Annotated in this window: 21 protein-coding genes; 13 read left to right on the top strand and 8 right to left on the bottom strand. The window is 32.3% G+C overall.

The window, feature by feature from the left end; translation table 11 throughout:
* Window positions 1-8: 8 nt before the first annotated feature.
* From JJ842_06595 to JJ842_06635, 9 genes are all read left to right on the top strand, one after another.
* Complete coding sequence (locus tag JJ842_06595) at window positions 9-1,913, top strand: DNA-directed RNA polymerase subunit gamma (GenBank protein MBO6971577.1); 1,905 nt, start codon at window positions 9-11, stop codon at window positions 1,911-1,913.
* Window positions 1,914-1,947: 34 nt separating this feature from the next.
* The gene (locus tag JJ842_06600; protein ID MBO6971578.1) at window positions 1,948-6,048 is read left to right on the top strand and encodes a DNA-directed RNA polymerase subunit beta'; all 4,101 of its coding nucleotides are present in this window, start codon (window positions 1,948-1,950) and stop codon (window positions 6,046-6,048) included.
* A 51-nt stretch (window positions 6,049-6,099) separates the two neighbouring features.
* Window positions 6,100-6,252: a high light inducible protein gene (locus JJ842_06605; protein ID MBO6971579.1), complete on the top strand. Its 153-nt coding sequence runs from the start codon at window positions 6,100-6,102 to the stop codon at window positions 6,250-6,252.
* A 26-nt stretch (window positions 6,253-6,278) separates the two neighbouring features.
* Window positions 6,279-7,334 carry a 23S rRNA (adenine(2503)-C(2))-methyltransferase RlmN gene (gene rlmN, locus JJ842_06610; GenBank protein ID MBO6971580.1) on the top strand — a complete coding sequence of 352 codons (1,056 nt, stop codon included), beginning with the start codon at window positions 6,279-6,281 and terminating at the stop codon, window positions 7,332-7,334.
* 201 nt (window positions 7,335-7,535) lie between these two features.
* The gene (locus JJ842_06615) at window positions 7,536-8,303 is read left to right on the top strand and encodes a HEAT repeat domain-containing protein (protein MBO6971581.1); all 768 of its coding nucleotides are present in this window, start codon (window positions 7,536-7,538) and stop codon (window positions 8,301-8,303) included.
* Between the two features lie 149 nt (window positions 8,304-8,452).
* Window positions 8,453-8,668 (top strand): DUF2997 domain-containing protein, encoded by a 216-nt coding sequence (locus JJ842_06620; protein MBO6971582.1) that lies wholly within the window; start codon window positions 8,453-8,455, stop codon window positions 8,666-8,668.
* On the top strand, window positions 8,655-9,047 hold the full coding sequence (locus JJ842_06625; protein ID MBO6971583.1) for a DUF1257 domain-containing protein: 393 nt from the start codon (window positions 8,655-8,657) through the stop codon (window positions 9,045-9,047). Before JJ842_06620 ends, JJ842_06625 begins: the two co-directional genes overlap by 14 nt.
* A 9-nt stretch (window positions 9,048-9,056) precedes the next feature.
* Window positions 9,057-9,416, top strand: a complete 360-nt coding sequence (locus JJ842_06630) for a ferredoxin (protein ID MBO6971584.1) — start codon at window positions 9,057-9,059, stop codon at window positions 9,414-9,416.
* 10 nt (window positions 9,417-9,426) lie between these two features.
* The gene (locus JJ842_06635; GenBank protein MBO6971585.1) at window positions 9,427-10,620 is read left to right on the top strand and encodes an aldo/keto reductase; all 1,194 of its coding nucleotides are present in this window, start codon (window positions 9,427-9,429) and stop codon (window positions 10,618-10,620) included.
* A 2-nt stretch (window positions 10,621-10,622) separates the two neighbouring features.
* Here JJ842_06635 and rsmG read toward each other — a convergent pair whose 3' ends face one another.
* Complete coding sequence (gene rsmG / locus JJ842_06640; GenBank protein ID MBO6971586.1) at window positions 10,623-11,336, bottom strand: 16S rRNA (guanine(527)-N(7))-methyltransferase RsmG; 714 nt, start codon at window positions 11,334-11,336, stop codon at window positions 10,623-10,625.
* A gap of 89 nt (window positions 11,337-11,425) precedes the next feature.
* Between rsmG and JJ842_06645 the strand changes: the two genes are divergently transcribed.
* Both JJ842_06645 and JJ842_06650 read left to right on the top strand, forming a co-directional pair.
* The gene (locus tag JJ842_06645; protein MBO6971587.1) at window positions 11,426-11,866 is read left to right on the top strand and encodes a J domain-containing protein; all 441 of its coding nucleotides are present in this window, start codon (window positions 11,426-11,428) and stop codon (window positions 11,864-11,866) included.
* Window positions 11,867-11,881: 15 nt separating this feature from the next.
* A complete protein-coding gene (locus JJ842_06650; protein ID MBO6971588.1) occupies window positions 11,882-12,139 on the top strand; it encodes a DUF3143 domain-containing protein in 258 nt (85 codons plus the stop codon).
* 8 nt (window positions 12,140-12,147) lie between these two features.
* Here the strand turns inward: JJ842_06650 and bioA are convergent, their stop codons facing one another.
* Genes bioA through JJ842_06675 form a run of 5 tightly spaced genes read right to left on the bottom strand, consistent with a single transcriptional unit; the run spans window position 12,148 to window position 16,714 of the window.
* Window positions 12,148-13,449, bottom strand: coding sequence for an adenosylmethionine--8-amino-7-oxononanoate transaminase (bioA, locus tag JJ842_06655; GenBank protein ID MBO6971589.1), 1,302 nt, complete (start codon window positions 13,447-13,449; stop codon window positions 12,148-12,150).
* On the bottom strand, window positions 13,446-14,114 hold the full coding sequence (gene bioD, locus JJ842_06660) for a dethiobiotin synthase (GenBank protein ID MBO6971590.1): 669 nt from the start codon (window positions 14,112-14,114) through the stop codon (window positions 13,446-13,448). The genes bioA and bioD overlap by 4 nt, the downstream gene beginning before the upstream one ends.
* On the bottom strand, window positions 14,111-14,881 hold the full coding sequence (locus JJ842_06665) for a methyltransferase domain-containing protein (GenBank protein MBO6971591.1): 771 nt from the start codon (window positions 14,879-14,881) through the stop codon (window positions 14,111-14,113). The genes bioD and JJ842_06665 overlap by 4 nt, the downstream gene beginning before the upstream one ends.
* On the bottom strand, window positions 14,874-15,578 hold the full coding sequence (locus JJ842_06670; protein MBO6971592.1) for a hypothetical protein: 705 nt from the start codon (window positions 15,576-15,578) through the stop codon (window positions 14,874-14,876). The genes JJ842_06665 and JJ842_06670 overlap by 8 nt, the downstream gene beginning before the upstream one ends.
* The gene (locus JJ842_06675; protein ID MBO6971593.1) at window positions 15,575-16,714 is read right to left on the bottom strand and encodes an 8-amino-7-oxononanoate synthase; all 1,140 of its coding nucleotides are present in this window, start codon (window positions 16,712-16,714) and stop codon (window positions 15,575-15,577) included. Before JJ842_06675 ends, JJ842_06670 begins: the two co-directional genes overlap by 4 nt.
* A 138-nt stretch (window positions 16,715-16,852) precedes the next feature.
* Here JJ842_06675 and JJ842_06680 point away from each other — a divergent pair, with 138 nt between their 5' ends.
* The gene (locus JJ842_06680) at window positions 16,853-19,579 is read left to right on the top strand and encodes a DEAD/DEAH box helicase (GenBank protein ID MBO6971594.1); all 2,727 of its coding nucleotides are present in this window, start codon (window positions 16,853-16,855) and stop codon (window positions 19,577-19,579) included.
* A gap of 9 nt (window positions 19,580-19,588) precedes the next feature.
* On the opposite strand, the gene JJ842_06685 is transcribed toward JJ842_06680, so the two are convergent.
* Window positions 19,589-20,974 carry a class II fumarate hydratase gene (locus tag JJ842_06685; protein MBO6971595.1) on the bottom strand — a complete coding sequence of 462 codons (1,386 nt, stop codon included), beginning with the start codon at window positions 20,972-20,974 and terminating at the stop codon, window positions 19,589-19,591.
* Window positions 20,975-21,022: 48 nt separating this feature from the next.
* Window positions 21,023-22,318 carry an adenylosuccinate lyase gene (locus JJ842_06690; GenBank protein ID MBO6971596.1) on the bottom strand — a complete coding sequence of 432 codons (1,296 nt, stop codon included), beginning with the start codon at window positions 22,316-22,318 and terminating at the stop codon, window positions 21,023-21,025.
* A 283-nt stretch (window positions 22,319-22,601) separates the two neighbouring features.
* On the opposite strand from JJ842_06690, the gene JJ842_06695 reads away from it, so the two are divergent.
* Entirely contained in the window at window positions 22,602-23,414 is an 813-nt protein-coding gene (locus JJ842_06695) for a TlyA family RNA methyltransferase (GenBank protein MBO6971597.1), read from the top strand.

Raw genomic sequence — 23,414 nt, forward strand, 5'->3', positions numbered from 1 at the left:
TCCCAAAAATGACTAACAGCAACTTAAGAACTGAAAATCACTTCGATTACGTCAAGATTTCAATAGCTTCTCCACAAAGAATAATGGATTGGGGACAGAGGACTTTACCTAATGGACAAGTCGTTGGTGAAGTTACGAAACCTGAAACTATTAATTACAGAACACTTAAACCTGAAATGGATGGATTGTTTTGTGAAAAAATTTTTGGGCCCTCTAAAGACTGGGAATGTCATTGTGGTAAGTATAAAAGGGTAAGACATAGAGGTATTGTATGTGAGAGATGTGGAGTTGAGGTAACTGAAAGTAGAGTCAGAAGACATAGGATGGGATATATTAAACTTGCAGCGCCAGTTTCCCATGTTTGGTATTTGAAGGGTATTCCTAGTTATGTTGCAATTCTTTTAGATATTCCTTTAAGAGATGTAGAACAAATAGTTTATTTCAACTGTTATGTGGTACTGGACCCTGGTGATCATAAAGAACTTAAATATAAGCAATTATTAACTGAGGATGAATGGCTGGAAATTGAAGATGAAATCTATGCTGAAGACTCAACTATTGAAAATGAACCTTTTGTTGGAATTGGTGCAGAGGCCCTTAAGCAATTACTTGAAGACTTAGATTTAAATCAGATTGCTGAAGAGTTGAGAGAAGAAATCACAAATAGTAAGGGACAAAAAAGAGCAAAACTTATAAAAAGGATAAGAGTTATAGATAACTTCATTGCGACTAATGCAAAACCAGAATGGATGGTTCTAGATGCAATTCCAGTTATACCTCCAGATCTTAGACCTATGGTCCAGCTTGATGGGGGAAGATTTGCTACTTCAGATTTAAACGATCTTTATAGAAGAGTAATAAATAGGAATAATCGATTAGCAAGGCTTCAAGAAATTTTAGCTCCTGAGATCATTGTAAGAAATGAAAAAAGGATGCTTCAGGAGGCAGTTGACGCTCTCATAGATAATGGAAGGAGGGGAAGAACTGTTGTTGGAGCAAATAATCGAGCGCTTAAGTCTCTTAGTGATATTATCGAGGGTAAACAAGGAAGATTTAGACAGAATCTTTTAGGAAAGCGTGTTGATTATTCAGGTAGATCTGTAATAGTTGTTGGCCCCAAATTAAAAATGCACCAGTGTGGCCTGCCAAAAGAAATGGCTATTGAGCTCTTCCAACCTTTTGTAATTCATAGATTAATACGCCAAAATATTGTGAATAACATTAAAGCTGCGAAAAAATTAATACAAAAAGCTGATGATGAAGTTATGCAAGTACTTCAAGAAGTTATTGAGGGCCACCCAATTCTTCTAAATAGAGCCCCCACTCTGCATAGGCTAGGAATTCAAGCTTTCGAACCAAAATTAGTTGGAGGAAGAGCAATACAACTTCATCCTCTAGTATGTCCTGCATTCAATGCTGACTTTGATGGAGATCAAATGGCAGTTCATGTTCCTTTAGCTTTAGAGGCACAAACTGAAGCTCGAATGCTCATGTTGGCAAGTAATAATATTCTTTCTCCTGCTACTGGAGAACCAATTGTTACTCCATCCCAAGACATGGTTTTAGGATCTTATTACCTTACGGCTTTGCAACCTAATTATAATAAACCGAATTTTGGAGAAAATAAAACGACTTTTGCTTCACTAGAGGATGTTATTTTTGCTTTTGAAGATAAAAGACTTAGCTTACATGAATGGATATGGGTTAGATTTAATGGGGAAGTTGAAGATGAAGACGAAATGAGTGAACCTCAAAAAACTGAAGAACTCGAAGATGGTTCAAGATTAGAAACCTGGAATTTAAGAAGAGATAGATTTGATTCACAAAATAATTTAATAAGTAGATTTGTTTTAACAACTGTAGGGAGAGTAGTGATGAACTATACCATCATTGATTCCGTATCTAAAACTTAATCTTTAATAACTATTTTTCATTTCTTTAAAAATCATGACATCATCTAAACCAAAAAAAAATTCAAGAGTACGTAAAACTACTAAAAATACAAAAAAGAATAATCCAGTTACAATGCCTGAATTAGCTAAAACACCACCATCATTTAAGAATAAGGTCGTTGATAAGAAAGCCTTGAAAAACTTAGTTTCTTGGGCATATAAAACACATGGTACTGCAATAACTGCAGCCATGGCTGATAATTTAAAGGACTTAGGATTTAAATATGCTACCCAAGCTGCTGTTTCTATCTCAGTAGATGACTTAAAGGTCCCTGAAGCTAAACAAGATTTAATAGGTCAAGCTGAAGAGCAAATATCTGCTACAGAAGAATGTTATCGACTAGGAGAAATTACAGAAGTTGAGAGGCACACAAAAGTTATTGATACTTGGACTGAAACAAATGAGAGATTGGTAGATGCTGTTAAAAATAATTTTAATCAAAATGATCCTTTAAATTCTGTTTGGATGATGGCCAATTCAGGAGCAAGGGGTAACATGTCTCAGGTTAGACAACTTGTTGGTATGAGAGGTTTGATGGCTAATCCTCAAGGAGAAATTATTGACCTGCCTATAAGAACTAACTTTAGAGAAGGACTTACTGTTACTGAATATGTAATTTCTTCTTATGGAGCAAGGAAAGGATTGGTTGATACTGCATTAAGAACTGCAGATTCTGGCTACCTAACTCGAAGATTAGTTGATGTTGCTCAAGATGTAATTGTTCGAGAGGAGGATTGTGGAACAGATCGATCAATAGTTGTTGAGTCTGAAGATGGCAAATTTGGAGCAAGGCTTCTTGGCAGACTCACTGCTGAGGATATCATAGATTCAGAGGATAACTTGATTATTCCTCAGAACACAGCAATAGATCAGTCATTATCAAGAAAAATTGAGATAGCTTCTATAACGAAAGTAAAAATAAGATCTCCACTAACATGTGAGGCGAATAGATCTGTTTGTAGAAGGTGTTATGGATGGGCTTTGGCTCATAATCATCTAGTTGACTTAGGTGAAGCAGTTGGAATAATTGCTGCTCAATCTATTGGAGAACCAGGAACTCAATTGACAATGAGAACTTTCCATACTGGAGGTGTTTCTACTGCTGAAAGTGGAGTTGTGAGATCAAAGATTTCTGGAATAGTTGAATTTAGTTCAAAAGCAAAGGTTAGAGGTTATAGAACTCCTCATGGCGTAGAAGCTAAACAAGCAGAAGTTGACTTCATATTAAAAATAGTTCCTAAAGGAAATAATTCTAATAAATCTCAAAAAATTGAAGTTTCGAGTGGATCGCTCTTATTCGTTGATGATGGTGAAGAAATAAATTCTGATATAACAGTTGCTCAGATCACAGCTGGAGCCGTGAAAAAGAGTGTTGAAAAAGCAACGAAGGACGTTATTTGCGATTTAGCTGGTCAAGTAAGGTATGACAAGGTTATTCAACCAAAGGAAGTTACTGATAGGCAGGGAAATATTACTCTAAAGGCTCAAAGATTAGGTAGGTTATGGGTGCTTGCTGGAGATGTTTATAATTTGCCACCTAATGCAAGACCAGTTGTTTCATCTGGAGAATCAGTTGATGATGGAACTGTTTTAGCAGAGGCAAGTCAATCAAGCGAATTTGGCGGACAAGTGAGGTTAAGAGATTCAGTAGGAGACTCAAGGGAAGTGCAAATTGTTACTACTGCCATGTCTGTAAGTAACTATAAATTAGTTGATGAATCTACGCACTCAGGCCAGATTTATCATTTGGAATCTAGTAATGGTACCTCTTATCGCTTGAATACTTCTCCGGGTAGTAAATTAAGCAATGGTCAGGTTATCGCAGATCTAACTGATGAAAGATTTCGTACAAAAACTGGTGGGTTAGTAAAATACTCACCAGGATTAAGTGTGAAAAAAGCAAGATCATCTAAAAATGGTTTTGAAGTTAGTCAAGGAGGAACCTTACTTTGGATTCCACAAGAGACACATGAAATTAATAAAGATATATCTCTTCTAATGATCGAAGATATGAAATGGATCGAAGCAGGAACTGAAGTAGTAAAAGATATTTTTAGTCAAACATCAGGAATCGTTACTGTTACTCAAAAAAATGATATTCTTCGCGAAATAACTGTAAGAAATGGAACTTTTCATGAGTGCGATAATGAAGAAGTTCTGAATAAATTTACAGAAGAAGGCAGTCTGGTTAATCCTGGCGAAAAGATTATGGATGGTATTGATAATAAAGAAATTTTATTTGTTCAGAAATTAGAAACATCCAAATGTAGAGGTTTATTATTAAGAACTGTTGAAGAATTTACGATTCCAGATCAAGCAGATTTACCTGAACTATCTCATGTCAAGCAGGAAAAAGGACCCTCTTTAGGCTTAAAAGCAATCCAAAGGCTTACTTATAAAGATGGTGAATTAATAAAATCAGTTGAGGGAGTTGAATTGCTTAGAACACATTTAAGTATTGAAAGCTTTAATGCCACTCCTCAAATGACTATTGATGTTGAGTCGATTCAAGATAAAAATGATCCTTCAATTAATAGATTAAATTTAGTGATATTAGAATCTATTCTAGTAAGAAGAGATACTATGTCTGACTCTAGTCATGGCTCAACTCATACAGAATTACAAGTCCAGAATAATCAGACTGTGAAAGCGGGAGATGTAATAGCTACTACTCAAATTCTTTGTAAAGAGCAGGGATTGGTGCAATTACCAAACGTCGTTGACGATGAGCCTATTAGAAGATTAATTGTTGAAAGAGAAGAAGATAAGATTCAAATTAAAATCAGTAGTAAAGCAGTTGTTAAAGTTGGTGATCGCGTCGTTGATGGTGATTTTATTAGTAAATCAGAAAAATCTACTTCTTGTGGAGAGATAGAAGAAATATCTAATAGTTCAGTAACCCTAAGACTTGGTAGACCTTATATGGTTTCTCCCGATTCAGTTTTACATGTTAAAGATGGAGATTTAGTACTAAGGGGAGATGGTTTAGCTCTACTTGTTTTTGAGAGGCAGAAAACTGGAGATATTGTCCAAGGATTACCTCGAATTGAAGAGTTATTAGAAGCTAGGAGACCTAGAGATGCAGCAATTTTATGCAAGAAATCTGGTACTGTCCAGATTAAAAAAGGTAATGATGAAGACTCAGTTTCTTTATCGGTTATTGAAGAAGATGATTTTATCAACGAGTATCAACTATTAATTGGAAAAAATATAATGGTTAGTGATGGGCAACAAGTTACAGGTGGAGAGGTTCTAACTGATGGTCCAATTAATCCGCATGAATTATTAGATTGTTATTTCAACGATTTAAAAGATCAAAAACCCTTACTTGATGCTGCGAGAGAATCTATATCAAAACTTCAAAGAAGCATGGTAAATGAAGTCCAAAACGTGTATAAATCTCAAGGTGTCGCAATCGATGACAAGCATATTGAGGTTATTGTCAGACAAATGACAAGTAAAGTCCGAATAGAGGATGCAGGTGACACTACTCTCTTGCCTGGCGAACTCATTGAATTGCGCCAAGTAGAAGATACAAATCAAGCCATGTCAATTACTGGAGGCGCACCGGCAGAATTTACTCCTGTTTTGCTGGGCATAACGAAAGCGTCCTTAAATACTGATAGCTTCATCTCGGCAGCTTCATTCCAAGAAACTACAAGGGTTCTCACAGAAGCCGCTATTGAAGGTAAATCTGATTGGTTAAGAGGTCTAAAAGAAAATGTTATTATTGGTCGACTAATACCTGCAGGTACTGGATTTAGCGGATTTGTGGAAGAACTAGCATCAGAAGCTGGACCTCATCCTGATATTTTAGCGGAAGAATCTGGTGGGTATAGAAGAGCACAGAACTTAAGGCCGGATTACACAGTTGATATGCCACAAACACCTTCCGTTAGTTCTACCGCAATACTTGATGACCCAAGTGATGAAGACTTGGAGACCACTAGAAATCGTCATGGAATTGATCCTTCTTCCAGTAATTTTGCTGCTTTTGCAAGACCTAGTGCTGAAAATCAATTTTCTGAAGATCAATTACCAGATCCCGCCGCATTGGAGGGATTACAGGAGGAGGGTCTCCTTTCGGATGAATAAATATTATCTATTATTAGATTTACCTACTAGAATATATCTTTGTTTTAAGTAATGATTAAGCCTGAAATTGTACCCAAAAGAAAATTACCTCGCTATGGTTTTCATTTTTATAATGAAAGACTAAATGGAAGATTAGCCATGATTGGATTTATTGCGCTAATCCTTACAGAATTTTTTCTAAAACATGGTTTGCTGTTATGGTGATAATAGAATTGAACTAAACATATAATTTGAAAAATCTTTTAGGAAGTAGTATTAAAGATTTAGAAAATGTAGCTTTGAATTATGGGCAGGCTGCTTTTAGAGGTCGCCAAATTTATAATTGGATTTATAACTATAAAAATAAAAATAAAAATATTGACCAGATAGAAATATTACCTCTAGATTTTAGAAAAAGATTAAAGAATGATGGTTTTAAAGTAAACGAACTTAGTTTTCAAGAAAAAACTTTAGCTAACGATGGTACTTTAAAGTTACTACTTTCTACAAACGACAATGAAAGTATTGAGTGTGTGGGTATACCAACTGAAAAAAGACTTACTGCATGTCTTTCGAGTCAAGTTGGATGTCCTATGGACTGCAAATTTTGTGCAACTGGGAAGGAGGGTTTAAAGAGATCGTTGATGGCAGGTGAAATATTAGATCAAATTTTATTTATTGAAAATGAAATGAATAAAAAAGTGACTAATATTGTTTTCATGGGTATGGGTGAGCCCTTGTTGAATATTGATGAATTGCTTTTATCAATTAGATCTATAAATGATGATTTTCAGATTAGTCAGAGAAAGATTACTGTAAGCACTGTTGCCGTCCCAAAAATGATAAAAAAATTATCAGAAAAGTCTTTCCAAATTTTAGGTAAGTGTCAATTTACATTAGCGATCAGCCTACATGCATCAAACCAAAAAATTAGAGAATTGATAATCCCAAGTGCGAAAAATTATAATATCAAAAATATAATTGAAGATTGTAGGCAATTTGTTAGAGATACTGGCCGAAGGGTAAGTTTTGAATATTTAATGCTTAGTGGCGTTAATGATAAATTAGAACATGCTGATGAATTGGTTAGTTTGCTAAAAGGTTTTCAATGCCACGTAAATTTAATACAATATAACCAGATTGATGAGGTTGAATTTAAACGAGCTTCTATGAAAAAGCTTCAATTATTTCAATCTAGACTGTATAAAAGTGGTATCGCTGTTAGCTTTCGAAAAAGCAGAGGATTGGACAAAAATGCTGCATGTGGGCAGTTAAGACAAAATGCAAAACTAAATAATAGTATCTAAAAATAATTTTTAAAAGTCTCTTAAAAGGGTTATTATTGTTTTAATTGATATCGAATCTTTGGGTTTTATAAAGACAAAAATTTTACCTTTCGCCATAGTCGCACTGTTCGTGATTGCCTTTTTTGCTGTTAGCGCAAGAATATGGTTACCAGGAGATATGATGTCCCCTGCTCCTTTGTCTTAATATTTCTAGTTTCTGAAATGACAAAAAATAATGATCCTAATAAAGAAAGCTTGGCCGAAATCGCAGTTGATCCAGATATTCTAGCTAGAGAATTGGCCTTAGAAATTGAAATAGATCCTTTAGAACAGATTGATGAGGATGCCTTCTCAAAAAGTTTAAATATAACTCAAGAATGTAATGAAGCCTTAAAAATGCTTAAAGGCAATAAAGAAGAAAGAATACAAGGCTTAAGGATATTTTGCGAATATAGAGATCAGAGATCTTTCCCACTTTTGTTACCATTACTAGATCAACCTTGCCCAGTTGAAAGAATGAGTGCTGTATATGCACTAGGTCGAAATCCTTGTCCAGCTGCAGTCCAGAAACTTGTCAATCTTCTGAAAACTGATGACAATGCTTACGTTAGAAGAGCGACTGCATGGAGCTTAGCCAATTATGACAATCAAATCGTTTTAGAGCCATTAATTAATGCTTTAAAAAATGATGTGGCTGCAGTAAGGTTATGGTCATCTAGTTCTCTAGCGGAAATTGGAAATGTATCTGTGGAAAACGCTCAATTAGCAGCAGAACAACTTTTGATAAGCTTAAAGATTGATAATGAATCTGGCGTTAGAAGTAACTGTATTTGGTCATTGTGTAGATTGTATGAAAATTTGAATAATTCATTTCAAGAAAGTTTCATTGATGAATGTACCAAGATAGCTCTTTTTGATAAAGAACCCTCTGTTATGGAAGAGGCAAAAACTGCCTTGGATTCTATGGGAATGCAAGGTTTTTATAATTAAACCTCTAAATTTTTTCTTAAAAAAACCTGAAAAAAAATTATTTTTATCCGTTATTCAATATAAAAATTAAAATTAATTAACTTGTACCAACTGAAACAAAATATTTTCGTTATTCTGTATAAAGTAAAAGTACTTAGTACTTGAATTTAATGCCTCAAAAAACATTGAGATTCAAAATTCATCAAGACGGAAGAGTTGAAGAGACTGTTGAGGGATTTACTGGTAATTCATGCAATGAAGCTACAAAAAATCTCGAAGATGCTCTTGGTAAGGTAACAATCAAGAATAAAACATCTGATGCTTTCATCTCAAATGAAAATGAAAACTTAAAACAATTAAACACTGAATCTAATGTCACATTTTAGTACAATCAAAACCCAGCTTAAAGAATCAGAGCCATTAATTAAGGCCTTAAACAACCTCGGTTATTCCATCAATCAAGAAGAAAAGTTTGTAAAAGGTTACAGAGGGAAGTTTACAGCGGTTGATATAAGCATGAATTTACCTGGCGACACTAAAGTTGGATTTAAATGGGACAATAATTCAAATGCTTATGAATTAGTTACTGACCTTGATCTTTGGAAATTTGAAATCCCAGTAGAAAGATTTATTTCTAAAGTCACTCAGATGTATGCTTACCATACAATTATTTCAAAAACTAATGAGGATGGATATCAAATCGTTGAACAAAAAAATAAAAATGATGGATCTATTGAATTGGTTTTAACCAAGTGGGATAACTAATATCAGAATATGGATTTTATAGATCCATTTGATGATCTTGAAGAAAATACTGAAATCACTGGCTGGGAGCCTGTATTAGGTGGACAGCTAGCGGAAAAAGCTGTTTGGGTTGATGAGGCTAAATGTATTGGTTGCCAATATTGTGTGCACGTAGCTTCGAACACTTTTATGGTTGATGAATTTCATGGTAGAAGTCAAGCTATTAGGCAAGATGGAGATAGTTCTGATGTTATACAAGAAGCAATAGATACGTGTCCTGTTGATTGTATTCACTGGGTGAATTTTGAAGAATTGGATGATTTGGAAAATAGTCTCGATAGGGATATGTTTCAATCATTTGGAAAACCACCACGAATGAATAAACACTAATTTTTAGAAGATGCAGTATCGGAGATTTGGTCGAACCAATCTAAAAATTCCTATTTTGTCTTTAGGAGGCATGAGATTTCAAAAAAGTTGGGATCAATTAGATTTCTCAGCAATTTCATATGAAGATCAAAATAAACTAGAGAATATTTTGAATCTGGCAAATAAATATGGCTTAAGTCATGTAGAAACTGCCAAATATTATGGAACTTCAGAGGTGCAATTAGGGATGGGTTTTAAAAATACTAATAAAATCCCAAATATTATTCAAACAAAGATTCCTCCAAATAGTGATCCGACAATTTTTGAGAAAGATGTCATAACAAGTATTGAAAAATTGAAAGTTAAAAAAATTGATTTGTTAGCAATACATGGCATTAATACGGCGGAACATTTACATCAGGCTGTTCGAGATGGAGGTTGTATTGACATTTTGCGGAATTTTCAAAAAGAAAATTTAATTAGATTTATTGGATTTTCAACCCATGGCAAACCTTCGCTTATTGAAAAGGCAATATCAACAAATTTATTTGATTATGTTAATTTGCACTGGTATTACATTAATCAAGCAAATACAAAAGTTATTAATTTAGCAAATAAATATGATCTTGGGGTTTTCATTATAAGTCCTACTGACAAGGGGGGACATCTTCATACTCCCTCAACAAAAATGTTGGAACTTTGTAGTCCGCTTCATCCTATAGTTTTTAATGATCTTTTTTGCTTAAGAAACCAAAATGTCCATACTCTCAGTGTTGGCATTGCACAAGAGTCAGATTTTGATCTTCATTTAGAAGCGGTCTCTTTGTTATCAGAAACTGAACATTATGTTCCAAAAATATTAAATAGATTAAAGGAGGAATCAATAAATGCTTTAGGTTTAGAATGGTATCAAAATTGGAATAGAAATTTACCGAGTTGGGAATATACCCCTGGAAATATTAATATTCCCATTCTGCTTTGGCTTTCAAATTTAATAGATTGGTTGGATATGGAGGGATTTGCAAGGGCTAGATACCAACTGCTTGGGAATGGAAGTCATTGGTTTCCAGGACGTAACGCTAATTTATTAGATGTGGATATTTCCGAAGACCAATTATTGAAAGTTTTAGAAGGACATATAAATCCAAAAAAAGTTATAAGAAAATTAAGAACTTTAAAAGAAAAGTTCGGAGATAACTCTGTTAAAAGATTATCAAAAAAATAATTTCATAATGGATTCTTCTCAGGTTTTCCAACTTTTCTTGGGTAAATTTCAGGGCAAAAATTTTTAGGTTGAATAAGAATAATATTTCGGGTGCCTTTACTTTTTGGTAATAAAATATTCTTTTTCTCTTTGAATTTTCCTTCTAATATTTCTAAAGTTTTATTTAGATTTTTACTTTCTTCATCATTCCATTTCCCACAAAATAAAACTCCTAATCCTTCTTTTTTGAGCATTGGTAATATATATTCTGAAACTGTTGATGGATTACTTACCGCTCTAGTAGTAGCTATATGGAAACTATTTCTCATTAACGATTGATGGGCTAAATTTTCAATGCGATCATTGATTACATGAATATTGTTTTTGAAATTGATCTCTTTAATTAAGGTTTTTAGTGCATCTGTTTTCTTTTTAGAAGAATCAACTAAGTATATTTCTGAAGTGGGATGAGTTATGGCATAAGCTAAACCAGGGAAGCCACAGCCGGATCCAATATCTAAAAATTTTTTATTATCAAAATTAAAATTTGGGAAAGTTTTAAAAGGCCAAATACTGTCAAAAACTTGAGATACCCAATAATCATCACCATTAATTAATCTAGTTAAGTTGGTTTTATTATTTAATTCTTTAATTTTAATTTGCAATTCTTGAAACATAATTATCTCTTCTTCAGTTATTAAGGAAAAAATTTCTTCTGGAATTTTTTGTTTTTTCATTTCGTTATAAATATAAATTTTTACTATTCATTAAATACATTCTATTTATTAAAAATTTATTAGAATTACAATATTAATAAAAGATTATTTTGAAAGGGGAAATTTCTTATTACAAAATTTTAGGTGTAGATGAAAATGCCTCAAATCATGAATTAAGAAAGGCATTTTGCAAACTTTCCATTGAGTTACATCCTGATACAACTTCTTTAGAAATAGACGAAGCTAAAAGTAAATTCCAAGAAGTTTTGGAAGCCTATGAAAATTTGAATAATAATAATTTGAGGAAAATTTATGATGACAAATTAAAGGAAAGATTGAGAAGTAAGAGTAAGAATAAAGTTTTAAATAATTTAATAATACATTCAAACAATCAAAATTTAGTAGAGAATAGAAGACCTTTTTCAAATGGGGAATTGTTTTCGTTATTTCTTTTATTTATTATCATTTCAATAAGCTTGATTTGTTCAATTTTTATTGCCTCTTTTACTGGCAAAGAATTAGATACAATACCTATCTGGTTAGTAAAATAATACTTTAAAAAGTCTGTGAATCTCTCAAGAAAACCTATCAACCAACATTCACTTCAATCATTGGAATTGTGGCTAACTGATATAGGTGCGGTGAAGGATGTAAATAATCCATCTAAATGGTACTTGTTACTTTCTAATTGGAATGCAACTATTTTTTTTGAACAAGAAGATTTAAGTGTTATCTGGGAAAGCGAAGGACAAGAAACTAAAAGACTATTTTCCTATTGCATTAATAGAGAAGATGTGGAAAATGCAATACTGCAGGGACCTTAAATTTCTATCTACAGATTGTCTAATATTTGTCTTATTATCCAGTAACTTTTTTCTAATTGATCATCCGTTATACAGAGAGGGGGCAAGAGGTAAATAACATTCCCGAGGGGTCTAATAAATAAACCTTGCTCCATTGCAAGATTCTTTATTTCTTTCCCAATATTATTGAAATAACCTTTTTTGTTCCCAATATCTAAATCGAAGGCAGCAATTGTGCCGGATACCCTTATCTTTTTTATGTAAGGTAAATTTTCAAATTTAATTAAATGAGACAAATGTTTTTCTTCAAACGAAAGGTATTTGTGTGGTTCTTTCTCTAATAAATCAAGGCTAGCGTTTGCCGCAGCACAACCTAAAGGATTAGCAGTAAAACTATGTCCATGCCAAAAAGTTTTTCTTGGGCAATCATCAATAAAAGATTGAAAAATATTTTCTTTACATAAAGTTATTCCCATCGGTAAAAATCCACCAGTTAAGCCCTTTGAAATACTTATTAAATCAGGAATGATATTTGCCTTTTGAAATGCAAAAAGGCTTCCACATCTTCCAAAACCAGTTAATACTTCATCTGCAATTAATAAAGAATTATTATTTTTTATAGTTTCTGAAACTTTTTTAATAAACTGAGGTCTAACCATATTCATGCCTCCTGCGCCTTGAACTAGTGGCTCAAGAATAACTGCTACTGTCGGGGTTTTAAGAAGAGCTTCTAATTTTTGGATCGCCTCAATTTCTTTATTTTCTATCTTTTCGTCATTTATCCAAGTTGAGGGCCATGGCACTCTTCTAACTGGGAACATAAGATTATCGAAATTCTCATTAAAAATATTTCTTTCTCCTAAAGCCATTGCACCAAATGTATCGCCATGATATGCACCATCAAAAGCTACTATTTGAGATCTTGTCTCTCCTCTATTTTGCCATGATTGGAAGGCAATTTTTAAAGCTACCTCCACTGCAGTAGAACCGTTATCAGAAAAGAACAATCTTTCTAGTCTTGATAATCTACTAAGTCTTTCTGCTAATTTTTTTGCTTGTGGATGTAAAAAATCAGCAAATATAACTTGCTCAAGATTTTTTGCTTGATTGAAAATGGCATCCGCAATATATTCGTTACTATGGCCATGAAGAGTTACCCACCAACTACTAATCGCGTCAATTAGCTCTTTTTTAGGATCTTTAGTAAATAGGAGTGCATCTTTACCATGAGTTACTTCTATTTGTGGTTTGCTGGTATTTATTTGTGTAAAAGGTGGCCAAATATTTGGATGCCAAGCATGATTTGGAGATTCTGAATCCAAAGATTTCATTTAACTTTTTTTGATTTGAAAAGTGAGATCAATTTATTCTTGATGTCTAATTCTTTCCATAGTATATCTAAATTATTTGAGTCCATTTTTTTGATGTAAGGAAATTCAGCAATTAATGGAATACCACTAAAATTAACTAGCGTTTTTGGATTATCTAGGTGTTTTTCGCCATTGACTACTAAACCTAAAATCTCAATATTTCTTCGTTTTAAGGCTTCAATACTAAGCAGGGTATGGTTAAGAGTGCCAAGTGAGCTCTTACACACAAGTATTACTGGAAGATCCCATTGTTTTATTTGATCTATTTGCAAAAAATTACGTGTTATTGGAACCATTAATCCTCCTGCAGTTTCTACAATTAATGATCCTTGCACTTTTGGTAATCTCAACTTGTCAAAGTTAATAGTTTTTTGATCTATTTCAGCAGCCCAATGAGGAGATAGAGGTTTTGTAAAAACATAAGCTTCTTTTATGATTTTCTCACTACTTACTTGTGTAAGTTTTTCAACAGTTTGACTATCAGTTTGCGATTCAATGCCACTTTGAATAGGCTTCCAATAAAAGGAATTTAATCCTTTAACAAAAAACGAGCTTATTAATGTTTTCCCAATATCAGTATCTGTTCCACAAATTATAAACTTGAAAATATCATTGTGAATACTCATAATTTCTTAATGATTTGAATCTCAATTTGCCATGAAAGGTTAACTGTATTATTGTAATTCTTTGGCCAAACCTTTTGAATTTCTTTTAACTCTTTCACTGTTTTACGTTTACATTTTGTTGATTGTGCCCCTACATTTTTGATGCTTTTAAAAAGCTTATATACATCTTCAAAATTCTCAAGATAATTAAACTGTTCTGAATAATGTATTTCAGTTGATTTGAAATCTTTTAATAATTCTCTACTGCAAAGGAAATTAAGACCACTATATTCAATATCAATTTTTTTACAAGTATCTTTCCATTCAGGAAAACAATCTTTTGTTGGATATGAAATGATTAAAAAACCTCCAGGCGTTAATTTGCTAAACCAATTTTTTATTGTCTTTTCTGGGTTGTTTAACCAATGTATGCAAAAGTTAGATGTTAATAGAGAACAGTTATTTATTTCGGGAGGTAAATCATTATTCAAATCCCATAAAAATTTTTTTCTAGATAATTTATTCTCAAGAAGCATTTTCTTGCTGAAATCAATTCTGGATACTTTTTGCGATAAAAATTTTTTTTCTATTTCATCTGCCAATAGTCCTGGTCCTGATCCTAGATCTATCCATTCACCCTCTTTTTGGGGATTTAATTCTTTGATAAATTGAACAATCTTTTTTGCAAAGAATTTCTGAATATTTGAATACTCTCGATACCGATATGCAGCATCATTAAAATTATTTTTTATTTTCTCATTCCACTTTTTACTATCCATTTCAATCATTAAGTGTATTAAGTAAGATCTCGTATAAATTTAAATTATTTAAGCAATGACCTTGCTGAGCTAATTTAATTAAAATTGGCTTCCTATCAAGTGTTTTATTTAAGGAATCTAAAAAGTTATTATTTGATTCTTTGTCAAGAATTAAATCATTTTCTGATTTTATAAAAATTATTCTGCAATCTTTTCTTAGAAATACTGGTAAATCTCTATTGATGTAAAGTTGTTTTAAATCACTTAAAAGAAGAGTTTTATTTAAACTCTCTAAACTCTTATAAAAGATATTTTTAAAACTATTATTCATATCATTTGGCATAAATGATCTATTTATAAATTCTTTCAACATATCTTTAGTTTCATCTTTTATGATTTTTTTTTCCATTTTTTTTAGAGACCTCAAAATAAAGTTTCTTTTATTATTTAAAGGAAGAAAATTATTAAAAGAATTGATAAGAACAATATGAGTTGCTTCTTTTAAAATTTTTTTTTGCATTAAATGAAAACCAAATGAATGGCATAAAGTCATTCTGATTTCTTTTTTAGATTCGCTTTTAATCCATTTTGCTTGAAAAGTATTTGTCGAAAAATAGCCCCTTTCATTATCTTGCCAATGCCAATTATTATTTAAAAAATCAACTTTAAAATCATCCCAGAAATATTTATTTAGTCCCCACCCATGTTGAGTAATTATTTGTTTCATTTAAACTCTTTTAATACTGCAATGAATTTCTTTAGCAGATTGAAATCTAAGTTTCTTCTTATTGTTATTCTTATTCTTGCTTGTCCAACTGGAACAGTTGGAGGTCTTATTGCAATTGCTAAGAACCCATTTTCTTCGAGATATTTTTGTAGATAAATTGCCTTTTCTTCGTGGCCAACAATAATTGATAAAATGTGAGAATCTCCCTGAACTGGAAAACCAAAATTTTTAGTAATTTCATCTTTCCATATCTTCGCAGTCGATGACAAAGCATTACCCCATTCTTTATTTTCTAAAATTTTTTTTAAACCTTCTAGTGCCCCAGCAGCTAAAGATGGCGCAAGAGCGGTTGTGTATCTAAATGCACCACTTGTTTGGATAAGATATTCACCAATTTCTGAATTGGAAGCTATGAAAGCTCCACCGCTTCCAAATGCTTTGCCAAAAGTTCCAGTAATCATAGTTATATCCGAACGGCAATTAAAACTTAACCCCCTGCCTTCAGGTCCTAAGATCCCAATTGCATGAGCTTCGTCAACTAGTAATTGAACACTATTTTTTTTGCAAATTTCGGTTATATCTCTAAGCGGAGCAATTGATCCCTCCATGCTATAAAGAGATTCAACAATAACTAAAATGGAATTTTTTGTGGGATTAGATTTAATAATTTTATCTTCTAAATCTTTTAAATTATTGTGTGAAAATCGAACCAGTTTTGCTTGAGCAGCTTTAACTCCAACTAATAAAGAGTTATGGATCAATTTATCTGCTATTACGATACTATTTCTGTTTGCTAAAGTTTGGATAGCGGCTATATTTGCTTGAAATCCGCTTGGGAAAAGTAATACTTTCTCTTGATCAAGCCAATTGGCAAGTTCTGTTTCTAATAATTTATGTATTGGTCTTGAACCTGTAATAAACCTGGAGCTTCCTGAACCAATCCCTTCAAGTAGGCTTATTTCGTAAGCAGCTTTTATTAAGTCCTTATCCCTACTTAATCCAAAATAATCATTACTGCATAAGTCTATAAGTTTTGTATTTTGTAAATTCGTACTTAAAAGTTCAAATGGTTTTTTACCTAAAGAAAATGTTTTCAATTCACGGATTCTATTTTTTGGAATTTTTATTCTTTTCATTTTGATAAAACAAATATACTGGATTTAATTAAAAAGATTTAGATTTACTATTAAAGTTTGCAAGGTATTCTTTGTTTATTAATATCTATATAGATCATATATTAAGAAGTTAACTCATCATCTCTTCAATCACAATTATTGCTTAATTTAGAGGAATATTTTCCCTTTCCGCTAGATGATTTTCAATTAGAGGCAATACAAGCTATTAATAGCGGAAATTCTGTTGTTTTAACGGCACCAACAGGTTCAGGTAAAACATTGTTAGGTGAATTTGCTATATATAGGGGTTTATCTCATGACAGCAGAGTTTTTTATACAACACCTTTAAAAGCCCTATCAAATCAAAAATTTAGGGATTTTGCTAATCAATATGGTGAGAATAAAGTTGGTCTTTTAACAGGCGATATTAGTATAAATAGAGAAGCACCAATCTTAGTCATGACTACTGAGATTTTTAGAAACATGCTTTATGGTGAATTTGATGAATTTGATGATCCCCTAGAAAATCTAGAATCTGTGATTCTCGATGAATGTCATTATATGAATGACCCCCAAAGAGGCACAGTTTGGGAGGAAACCATAATCCATTGCCCCAGTAGAACTCAAATAATAGCTTTATCAGCAACAATAGCTAATGCAGATCAACTACAAAATTGGATAGAAAAAGTTCATGGACCCACAGTACTAATCAATAGTGATAAAAGACCAGTCCCACTTGATTTTATTTTTTGTAGTGTTAAAGGTCTTCATCCACTTTTAAATAATAAGGGTAATGGAATTCATCCAAACTGTAAGATTTGGAGAGCTCCTAAAGGGCAGAAAAAGAGGGGAAAAGTGGGAAGGATAATGCAACCAAAGTCTCCATCAATTGGATTTGTAATCTCGAAACTAGCTGAACGAAATATGTTGCCTGCTATTTATTTTATTTTTAGTAGAAGAGGATGTGACAAGGCTATTGATAATGTAAAAGATTTAACTTTAGTAAGTTATTCAGAAGCAAATATGATATCCCAAAAATTAGATGTCTATCTTAAAAATAATCAAGAGGCAATTAAAGATAAATCTCAATGTGAGGCGTTAAAACGCGGTATTGCATCTCATCATGCTGGATTATTGCCTGCATGGAAAGAATTGGTTGAGGAATTATTTCAGCAAGGGTTGATAAAAGTTGTTTTTGCAACTGAAACTCTAGCCGCAGGAATTAATATGCCCGCAAGAACCACTGTTATTTCTTCTTTATCAAAAAGGACAGAAGATGGGCATAGATTACTATTTAGCAGTGAATTCTTACAGATGTCAGGCAGAGCTGGAAGAAGAGGAAAAGATACCAAAGGATATGTGGTTACATTACAAACAAGATTTGAAGGTGCTAAAGAAGCAAGTGCCCTGGCTATAAGCAAACCAAATCCTTTAGAAAGTAAATTTACTCCGAGCTATGGAATGGTACTTAATCTTTTGCAAAATTATACTTTAGAGAAGTCTAAAGAATTAATTAAAAGAAGTTTTGGTAGTTTTTTATATTTAGGAGAATCCTCAGGTGAGAATGTAATTCTTGAAAATTTAAATAAGGATTTAATTGAATTAAAAAAAATTACATGTAATGTCTCATGGAAAGATTTTGATGCTTACGAAAAGTTAAAAAATCGTCTTAAAGAAGAGAGAAGACTCTTGAAAATTCTAGAAAAACAGGCGGCAGAAAAACTTTCAGAAGAGATAACTAATGCACTCCCATATATTAAGGATGGAAGCTTAATTTCAATCAAAGCACCTCAAATTAAAAGAAAAATTGTTCCAGGATTAATTTGTAAAAAAATATATGACTCCCAAAAAATTAAAAGTTTATTGTGTTTGACAATTGATAATTTATTTATTCTTATAAAACCATCTTACATAGTAAGTATTTTCAACGATTTGGATGCAATTGGCGTCTCAGGACTTGAAGTCCCAAAGATGTTTTTTTCTGGCGAGGTAGTTAGGGGAGATGATATTTCGCAGTGTTTTGTGGATCAAATTTTAGAAGTTTCTAAAAATTATGATTTACAAACTCCACAATATGATCTGACAACGGAAGTTTTGGCACAACAGCAACAAATTAACAATTTAGAAGAAACAGTCACTGATCATCCCGCACATAGATTTGGAGACTCCAGAAAATTAAAGAAATATAGAAAAAGAATTCTTGATGTTGAACAAGAAATAAATTTGAGAAAAAAACTTCTTGAGGATAAAGAAAATCATAATTGGAGAACTTTTACCGATTTGATTAAAATTTTGAATCATTTTGGTTGTTTAAATGATTTGGAATTGACAGAGGTTGGTCAAACAGTTGGTGCGATAAGAAGTGAAAATGAATTATGGATTGGTCTTGTTTTAGTCAGTGGTTATTTGGACGATTTAGATCCTCCTGATTTAGCTGCAATTATTCAAGCTATATGTGTAGATGTAAGGAGGCCCAATCTCTGGTGTAATTTCAAGACTTCAGTAAAGGTAATAGATGTTTTTAATGAATTAAATGATTTAAGAAAATTAGTAGCTTTTCAACAAAATAAATTTCATATTGAAATTCCTATCTATTTAGAAACAGATTTGACTGGAATTATTTCTGAATGGGCAAGGGGGAAAAAATGGAAAGATTTGGTTTTTAATTCTTCATTAGATGAAGGTGATGTAGTTAGGATTATTAGAAGATCAATTGATGTTCTTTCTCAAGTGCAATACTGCAATGGTGTTAGTAATAAATTAAAAAGCAAAGCAAAGCTAGCATTAAAAGCTATTAATCGTTTCCCAGTTTCTGAATCTAATGATCTTATACAGGTTTCTGAAAATATTAATCCTGCAACAAAAAGAATTGACAATAATTCTTAAAATTTTTAATCAAATCATTGAATTAATATTCATTGCTTCATCAAATTCATCTTCGTTTAAATAACCTAATTTAAGTGTTGCCTCTTTTAAATTTAAGGATTCTTTGAAGGCAAGGTTTGCAATTGCAGCTGCTTTTTCATAACCAACTTTAGGCACTATGGCTGTAACCAACATTAGTGAATTTTCTAGATTTAACTTCATTTTCTTTTGATTAGGTTCCATCCCATCAACTAATTTTATTCTGAAGTTTTCTATTGCATTTTTAAGTAATTTTAAACTTGTAAGAATATTAAATCCAATAAGAGGCTTATATTCATTCATCTGTAAAGTGCCGCTAGAATTTGCCATTGAAACTGCATATTCAAGACCCATTATCTGAGTGCAAACCATCGATAAAGCTTCGCATTGAGTCGGATTAACTTTACCCGGCATAATAGAACTTCCAGGTTCATTTTGAGGAATAATTAATTCATATATTCCTGATCTTGGGCCAGAAGATAGAATTTTTATATCATTTGAAATTTTAAATAATGCACCTGCTAATATTTTTATCTGACTCATTACTTGAGCTAAACGATCATGAGAGGCCATTATTGAAAAATTATTTTTTGATTTATAGAACATTAAATTAGTATCATTGGAAATTGATTTGATAGACTCTTCGCAAAATCCTTTTGGACAATTAATCCCTGTACCAACTGCTGTTCCTCCCAAAGGTAAGAAATACAATTCATTTAGACTCATAATAATTGCATTCTCCGCATCTTTAAGTTGCTCTGACCATCCTGATATTTCTTGCCCGAAAGTAAGAGGTACTGCATCTTGAAAATGGGTTCTTCCTATCTTTATAAGGTCTTTCCATTCTTCACTTTTTTTATCAAGGATCTTAGTAAGTTTTCTTATCGTTGGAACTAAATTTTTGATTATTTCATTAACAACAGATATTTGAATAGCAGCAGGAAAAGTATCATTAGTTGACTGAGATTTATTTACATCATCATTCGGATGAATTGGTTGATGACTACCAAGCTCTGAATTTGTTTTTAATGCTGCAATATTTGAAATTACCTCATTTATATTCATATTTGTTTGCGTGCCACTACCTGTTTGCCAAACCTTTAAGGGAAACTGTGAATCATGAAGCCCATTGAGTATTTCTCTACATGCCTCAACAATTAAATCTTTTTTCCTTTTATCTATTAATCCTAAATTGAAATTCGCAATTGAAGCAGCTTTTTTTATGAGGGTGAGTGAGTAAATTAACTCAATTGGAATTAATTCTTCTCCAATAGAAAAATTTATTATCGATCTTTGTGTTTGAGCACCCCATAAAGCTTCGATGGGAACTTCTATTGTTCCCATACTATCTTTTTCAATCCTAAAGTTTTTTTTCATTATTCCTCTGAAAACACTGGTTGAACTTAGATAAGGTTTTCAGTAATACTAGATACCTAACTTCTCCCATATTACACTTAAATTATTGAGATGAATTGAAGGATTAAAACATTCTTCTAAGTCAGTTTGATCAATAAAATTCATTATTTCATTATCTCTCTCTATATTTTGTTTGAAATTCCCATTCTGAGTATTCCAGGCCTGATGCGCATTTTTTTGTACTAAGCTATAAGCCTTTTCTCTAGACAAGCCCTTCTCTACAAGCAAAAGTAAAACTTTCTGACTAAAGATTACACCACCATATATATTTAAGTTTTTGAGCATATTGTTTGGATAAACTTCCAAATTGCTTACTATATCTTTCATTTCTCTGAGCATAAAATGTAAACATATTGATACGTCAGGTAACATGATACGTTCATTTGAACTATGGCTAATATCTCTTTCGTGCCAAAGTGGAACATTTTCCAGTGCTGTTAAGACGTAACTCCTCAAAATTCTTGCTAAACCGCTTACTCTTTCACTTCGAATAGGATTTCTTTTATGAGGCATGGCAGAACTTCCTTTTTGCCCTTTTGTAAAGCCCTCTTCAACTTCTAAAACATCAGTCCTTTGTAAATTTCTTATTTCAGTTGCGAATCTATCTAGAGAAGCGCCAACTAGTGCAATAGTTTGAACATATTCTGCATGTCTGTCTCTTGATATAACTTGGGTACTCGCTGTATCTGGTTTTAAGCCTAGTAAATCACAAGTTATTTTTTCTACTTTGGGATTAGTATTAGCGTAAGTTCCCATTGCTCCACTTATTTGTCCAATTGCGACGGATTCTTTTAGTGTAAACAATCTTTTTTTGTTTCTTATTATTTCTGCTAACCATCCAGCAAGTTTAAAACCGAAGGAAATTGGCTCCCCATGAATTGCATGAGATCTGCCAATCATTAATGTATTTTTATGCTTCCTTGCTAATAATCTGACTTCATTTTCTAGGTTCCCAATTTCCTCTGATAACAATTCGCAAGAATCTTTTAACTGAAGAGATAAGCCAGTATCAAGTACATCACTACTGGTCATACCAACATGTATATATCTTCCAGAATCTCCTACAAATTCATTAACGCTTGTAAGAAAGGCTATGACATCATGTTTAACTTCTTTCTCAATTTCTGTAATTCTAGATTCATCAAATTTTGCATTTGAACGTATTTCTTTCATGGCACTCTCGGGAATTTTTCCGAGGGAAAAATTTGCTTCACATGCAGCCATTTCAACCTTTAGCCAACTCTGGAATTTTGCGCTTTCAGTCCAGATTTTCCCCATTTCGGGTAATGTGTAACGCTCGATCACAATTTTTTTTAATTATCAATTTAAACTTTATAACTAAAATTGAATTATTGCCTTATACCTTAAAGATGTACTTGCCATTGAACATATTTGCCTGATTATTATTGTCTTATGTAACATTTTTCTGCTAATTAAAGAAAGTTTAAATATTAAAAATATTTTCGTTTATTACCTTGGTTATTAATGGGTAATTTTTGTGTTCTAATTTAAAATTAAAAGGTATTAAAGAATTTGGATCTTAATCTTATAGAAGTACATTATTCAGTCTTTTTTTATTGATTAAAAGATGATTAAAAAAAGTAGATTAGATCTTTATCTTCTAAATAAAGGTTTATGTGAAACTCGTCAAAAAGCTCAAGGTTTAATTCTTGCGGGCAAGGTTAGAGATATCAATGGGAAAGTATTGGATAAACCTGGGCAACAAGTATTAATTGGATCTGAGTTTTTTATTGATTCCGCGCCTATGTTTGTATCAAGGGGCGGCGAAAAATTATTGGAGGCATTTAAAAAACTTGAAATTAAAGTAAAAGACAAAATATGTATAGATGCAGGTATATCTACTGGGGGATTTACTGATTGCCTATTGCAACAAGGCGCAAAGTTAGTTTATGGGATAGATGTTGGTTATGGACAAACTGCATGGAAGATTAGAAATAACCCCAAAGTTATACTTTTTGAACGAACTAATATTCGAAATTTAAAACCTAATGATCTTTTATCTAGAAGTAATGAATTACCAAATTTTGTTGTTGCTGATTTGTCTTTTATTTCATTAAAGTTAGTTTTTAAATCCATTGGTAATTTATTAGAAGGTGATTGTATAGAGGGAATATTTTTAATTAAACCCCAATTTGAGGTAGGTAAAGATAAAGTGAGTAAAGGAGGTGTTGTTCGCAATCCTAAATTCCATACTGAGGCTATAGAGTCTGTTATCTATGCTGCTAAGAATTTCCAATGGAATATAAAGAATTTGATAGCTTCTCCGCTGATAGGTCCTGCTGGGAATCATGAATATCTAGCTTGGATGACCTTAGGAAGTCAATCAAATAAAAGTATTAATAGTGAATATATACAAAATTTAGTAAAAGAAACTCTTTGA

Origin of the sequence: Prochlorococcus marinus CUG1433, assembly GCA_017644425.1 — a bacterium.
Taxonomy (GTDB): domain Bacteria; phylum Cyanobacteriota; class Cyanobacteriia; order PCC-6307; family Cyanobiaceae; genus Prochlorococcus_A; species Prochlorococcus_A marinus_U.

Coding starts and splice junctions, on each gene's coding strand:
- JJ842_06635 (MBO6971585.1), top strand. CDS start 9,427: ATGCAGTATCGGAGATTTGGTCGAACCAATCTAAAAATTCCTATTTTG.
- JJ842_06670 (MBO6971592.1), bottom strand. CDS start 15,578: ATGAAACAAATAATTACTCAACATGGGTGGGGACTAAATAAATATTTC.
- JJ842_06685 (MBO6971595.1), bottom strand. CDS start 20,974: ATGAAAAAAAACTTTAGGATTGAAAAAGATAGTATGGGAACAATAGAA.
- JJ842_06615 (MBO6971581.1), top strand. CDS start 7,536: ATGACAAAAAATAATGATCCTAATAAAGAAAGCTTGGCCGAAATCGCA.
- JJ842_06695 (MBO6971597.1), top strand. CDS start 22,602: ATGATTAAAAAAAGTAGATTAGATCTTTATCTTCTAAATAAAGGTTTA.
- bioD (MBO6971590.1), bottom strand. CDS start 14,114: ATGAGTATTCACAATGATATTTTCAAGTTTATAATTTGTGGAACAGAT.
- JJ842_06625 (MBO6971583.1), top strand. CDS start 8,655: ATGTCACATTTTAGTACAATCAAAACCCAGCTTAAAGAATCAGAGCCA.
- JJ842_06605 (MBO6971579.1), top strand. CDS start 6,100: ATGATTAAGCCTGAAATTGTACCCAAAAGAAAATTACCTCGCTATGGT.
- rsmG (MBO6971586.1), bottom strand. CDS start 11,336: ATGAAAAAACAAAAAATTCCAGAAGAAATTTTTTCCTTAATAACTGAA.
- bioA (MBO6971589.1), bottom strand. CDS start 13,449: ATGAAATCTTTGGATTCAGAATCTCCAAATCATGCTTGGCATCCAAAT.
- JJ842_06630 (MBO6971584.1), top strand. CDS start 9,057: ATGGATTTTATAGATCCATTTGATGATCTTGAAGAAAATACTGAAATC.
- JJ842_06665 (MBO6971591.1), bottom strand. CDS start 14,881: ATGATTGAAATGGATAGTAAAAAGTGGAATGAGAAAATAAAAAATAAT.
- JJ842_06675 (MBO6971593.1), bottom strand. CDS start 16,714: ATGAAAAGAATAAAAATTCCAAAAAATAGAATCCGTGAATTGAAAACA.
- JJ842_06600 (MBO6971578.1), top strand. CDS start 1,948: ATGACATCATCTAAACCAAAAAAAAATTCAAGAGTACGTAAAACTACT.
- JJ842_06595 (MBO6971577.1), top strand. CDS start 9: ATGACTAACAGCAACTTAAGAACTGAAAATCACTTCGATTACGTCAAG.
- JJ842_06620 (MBO6971582.1), top strand. CDS start 8,453: ATGCCTCAAAAAACATTGAGATTCAAAATTCATCAAGACGGAAGAGTT.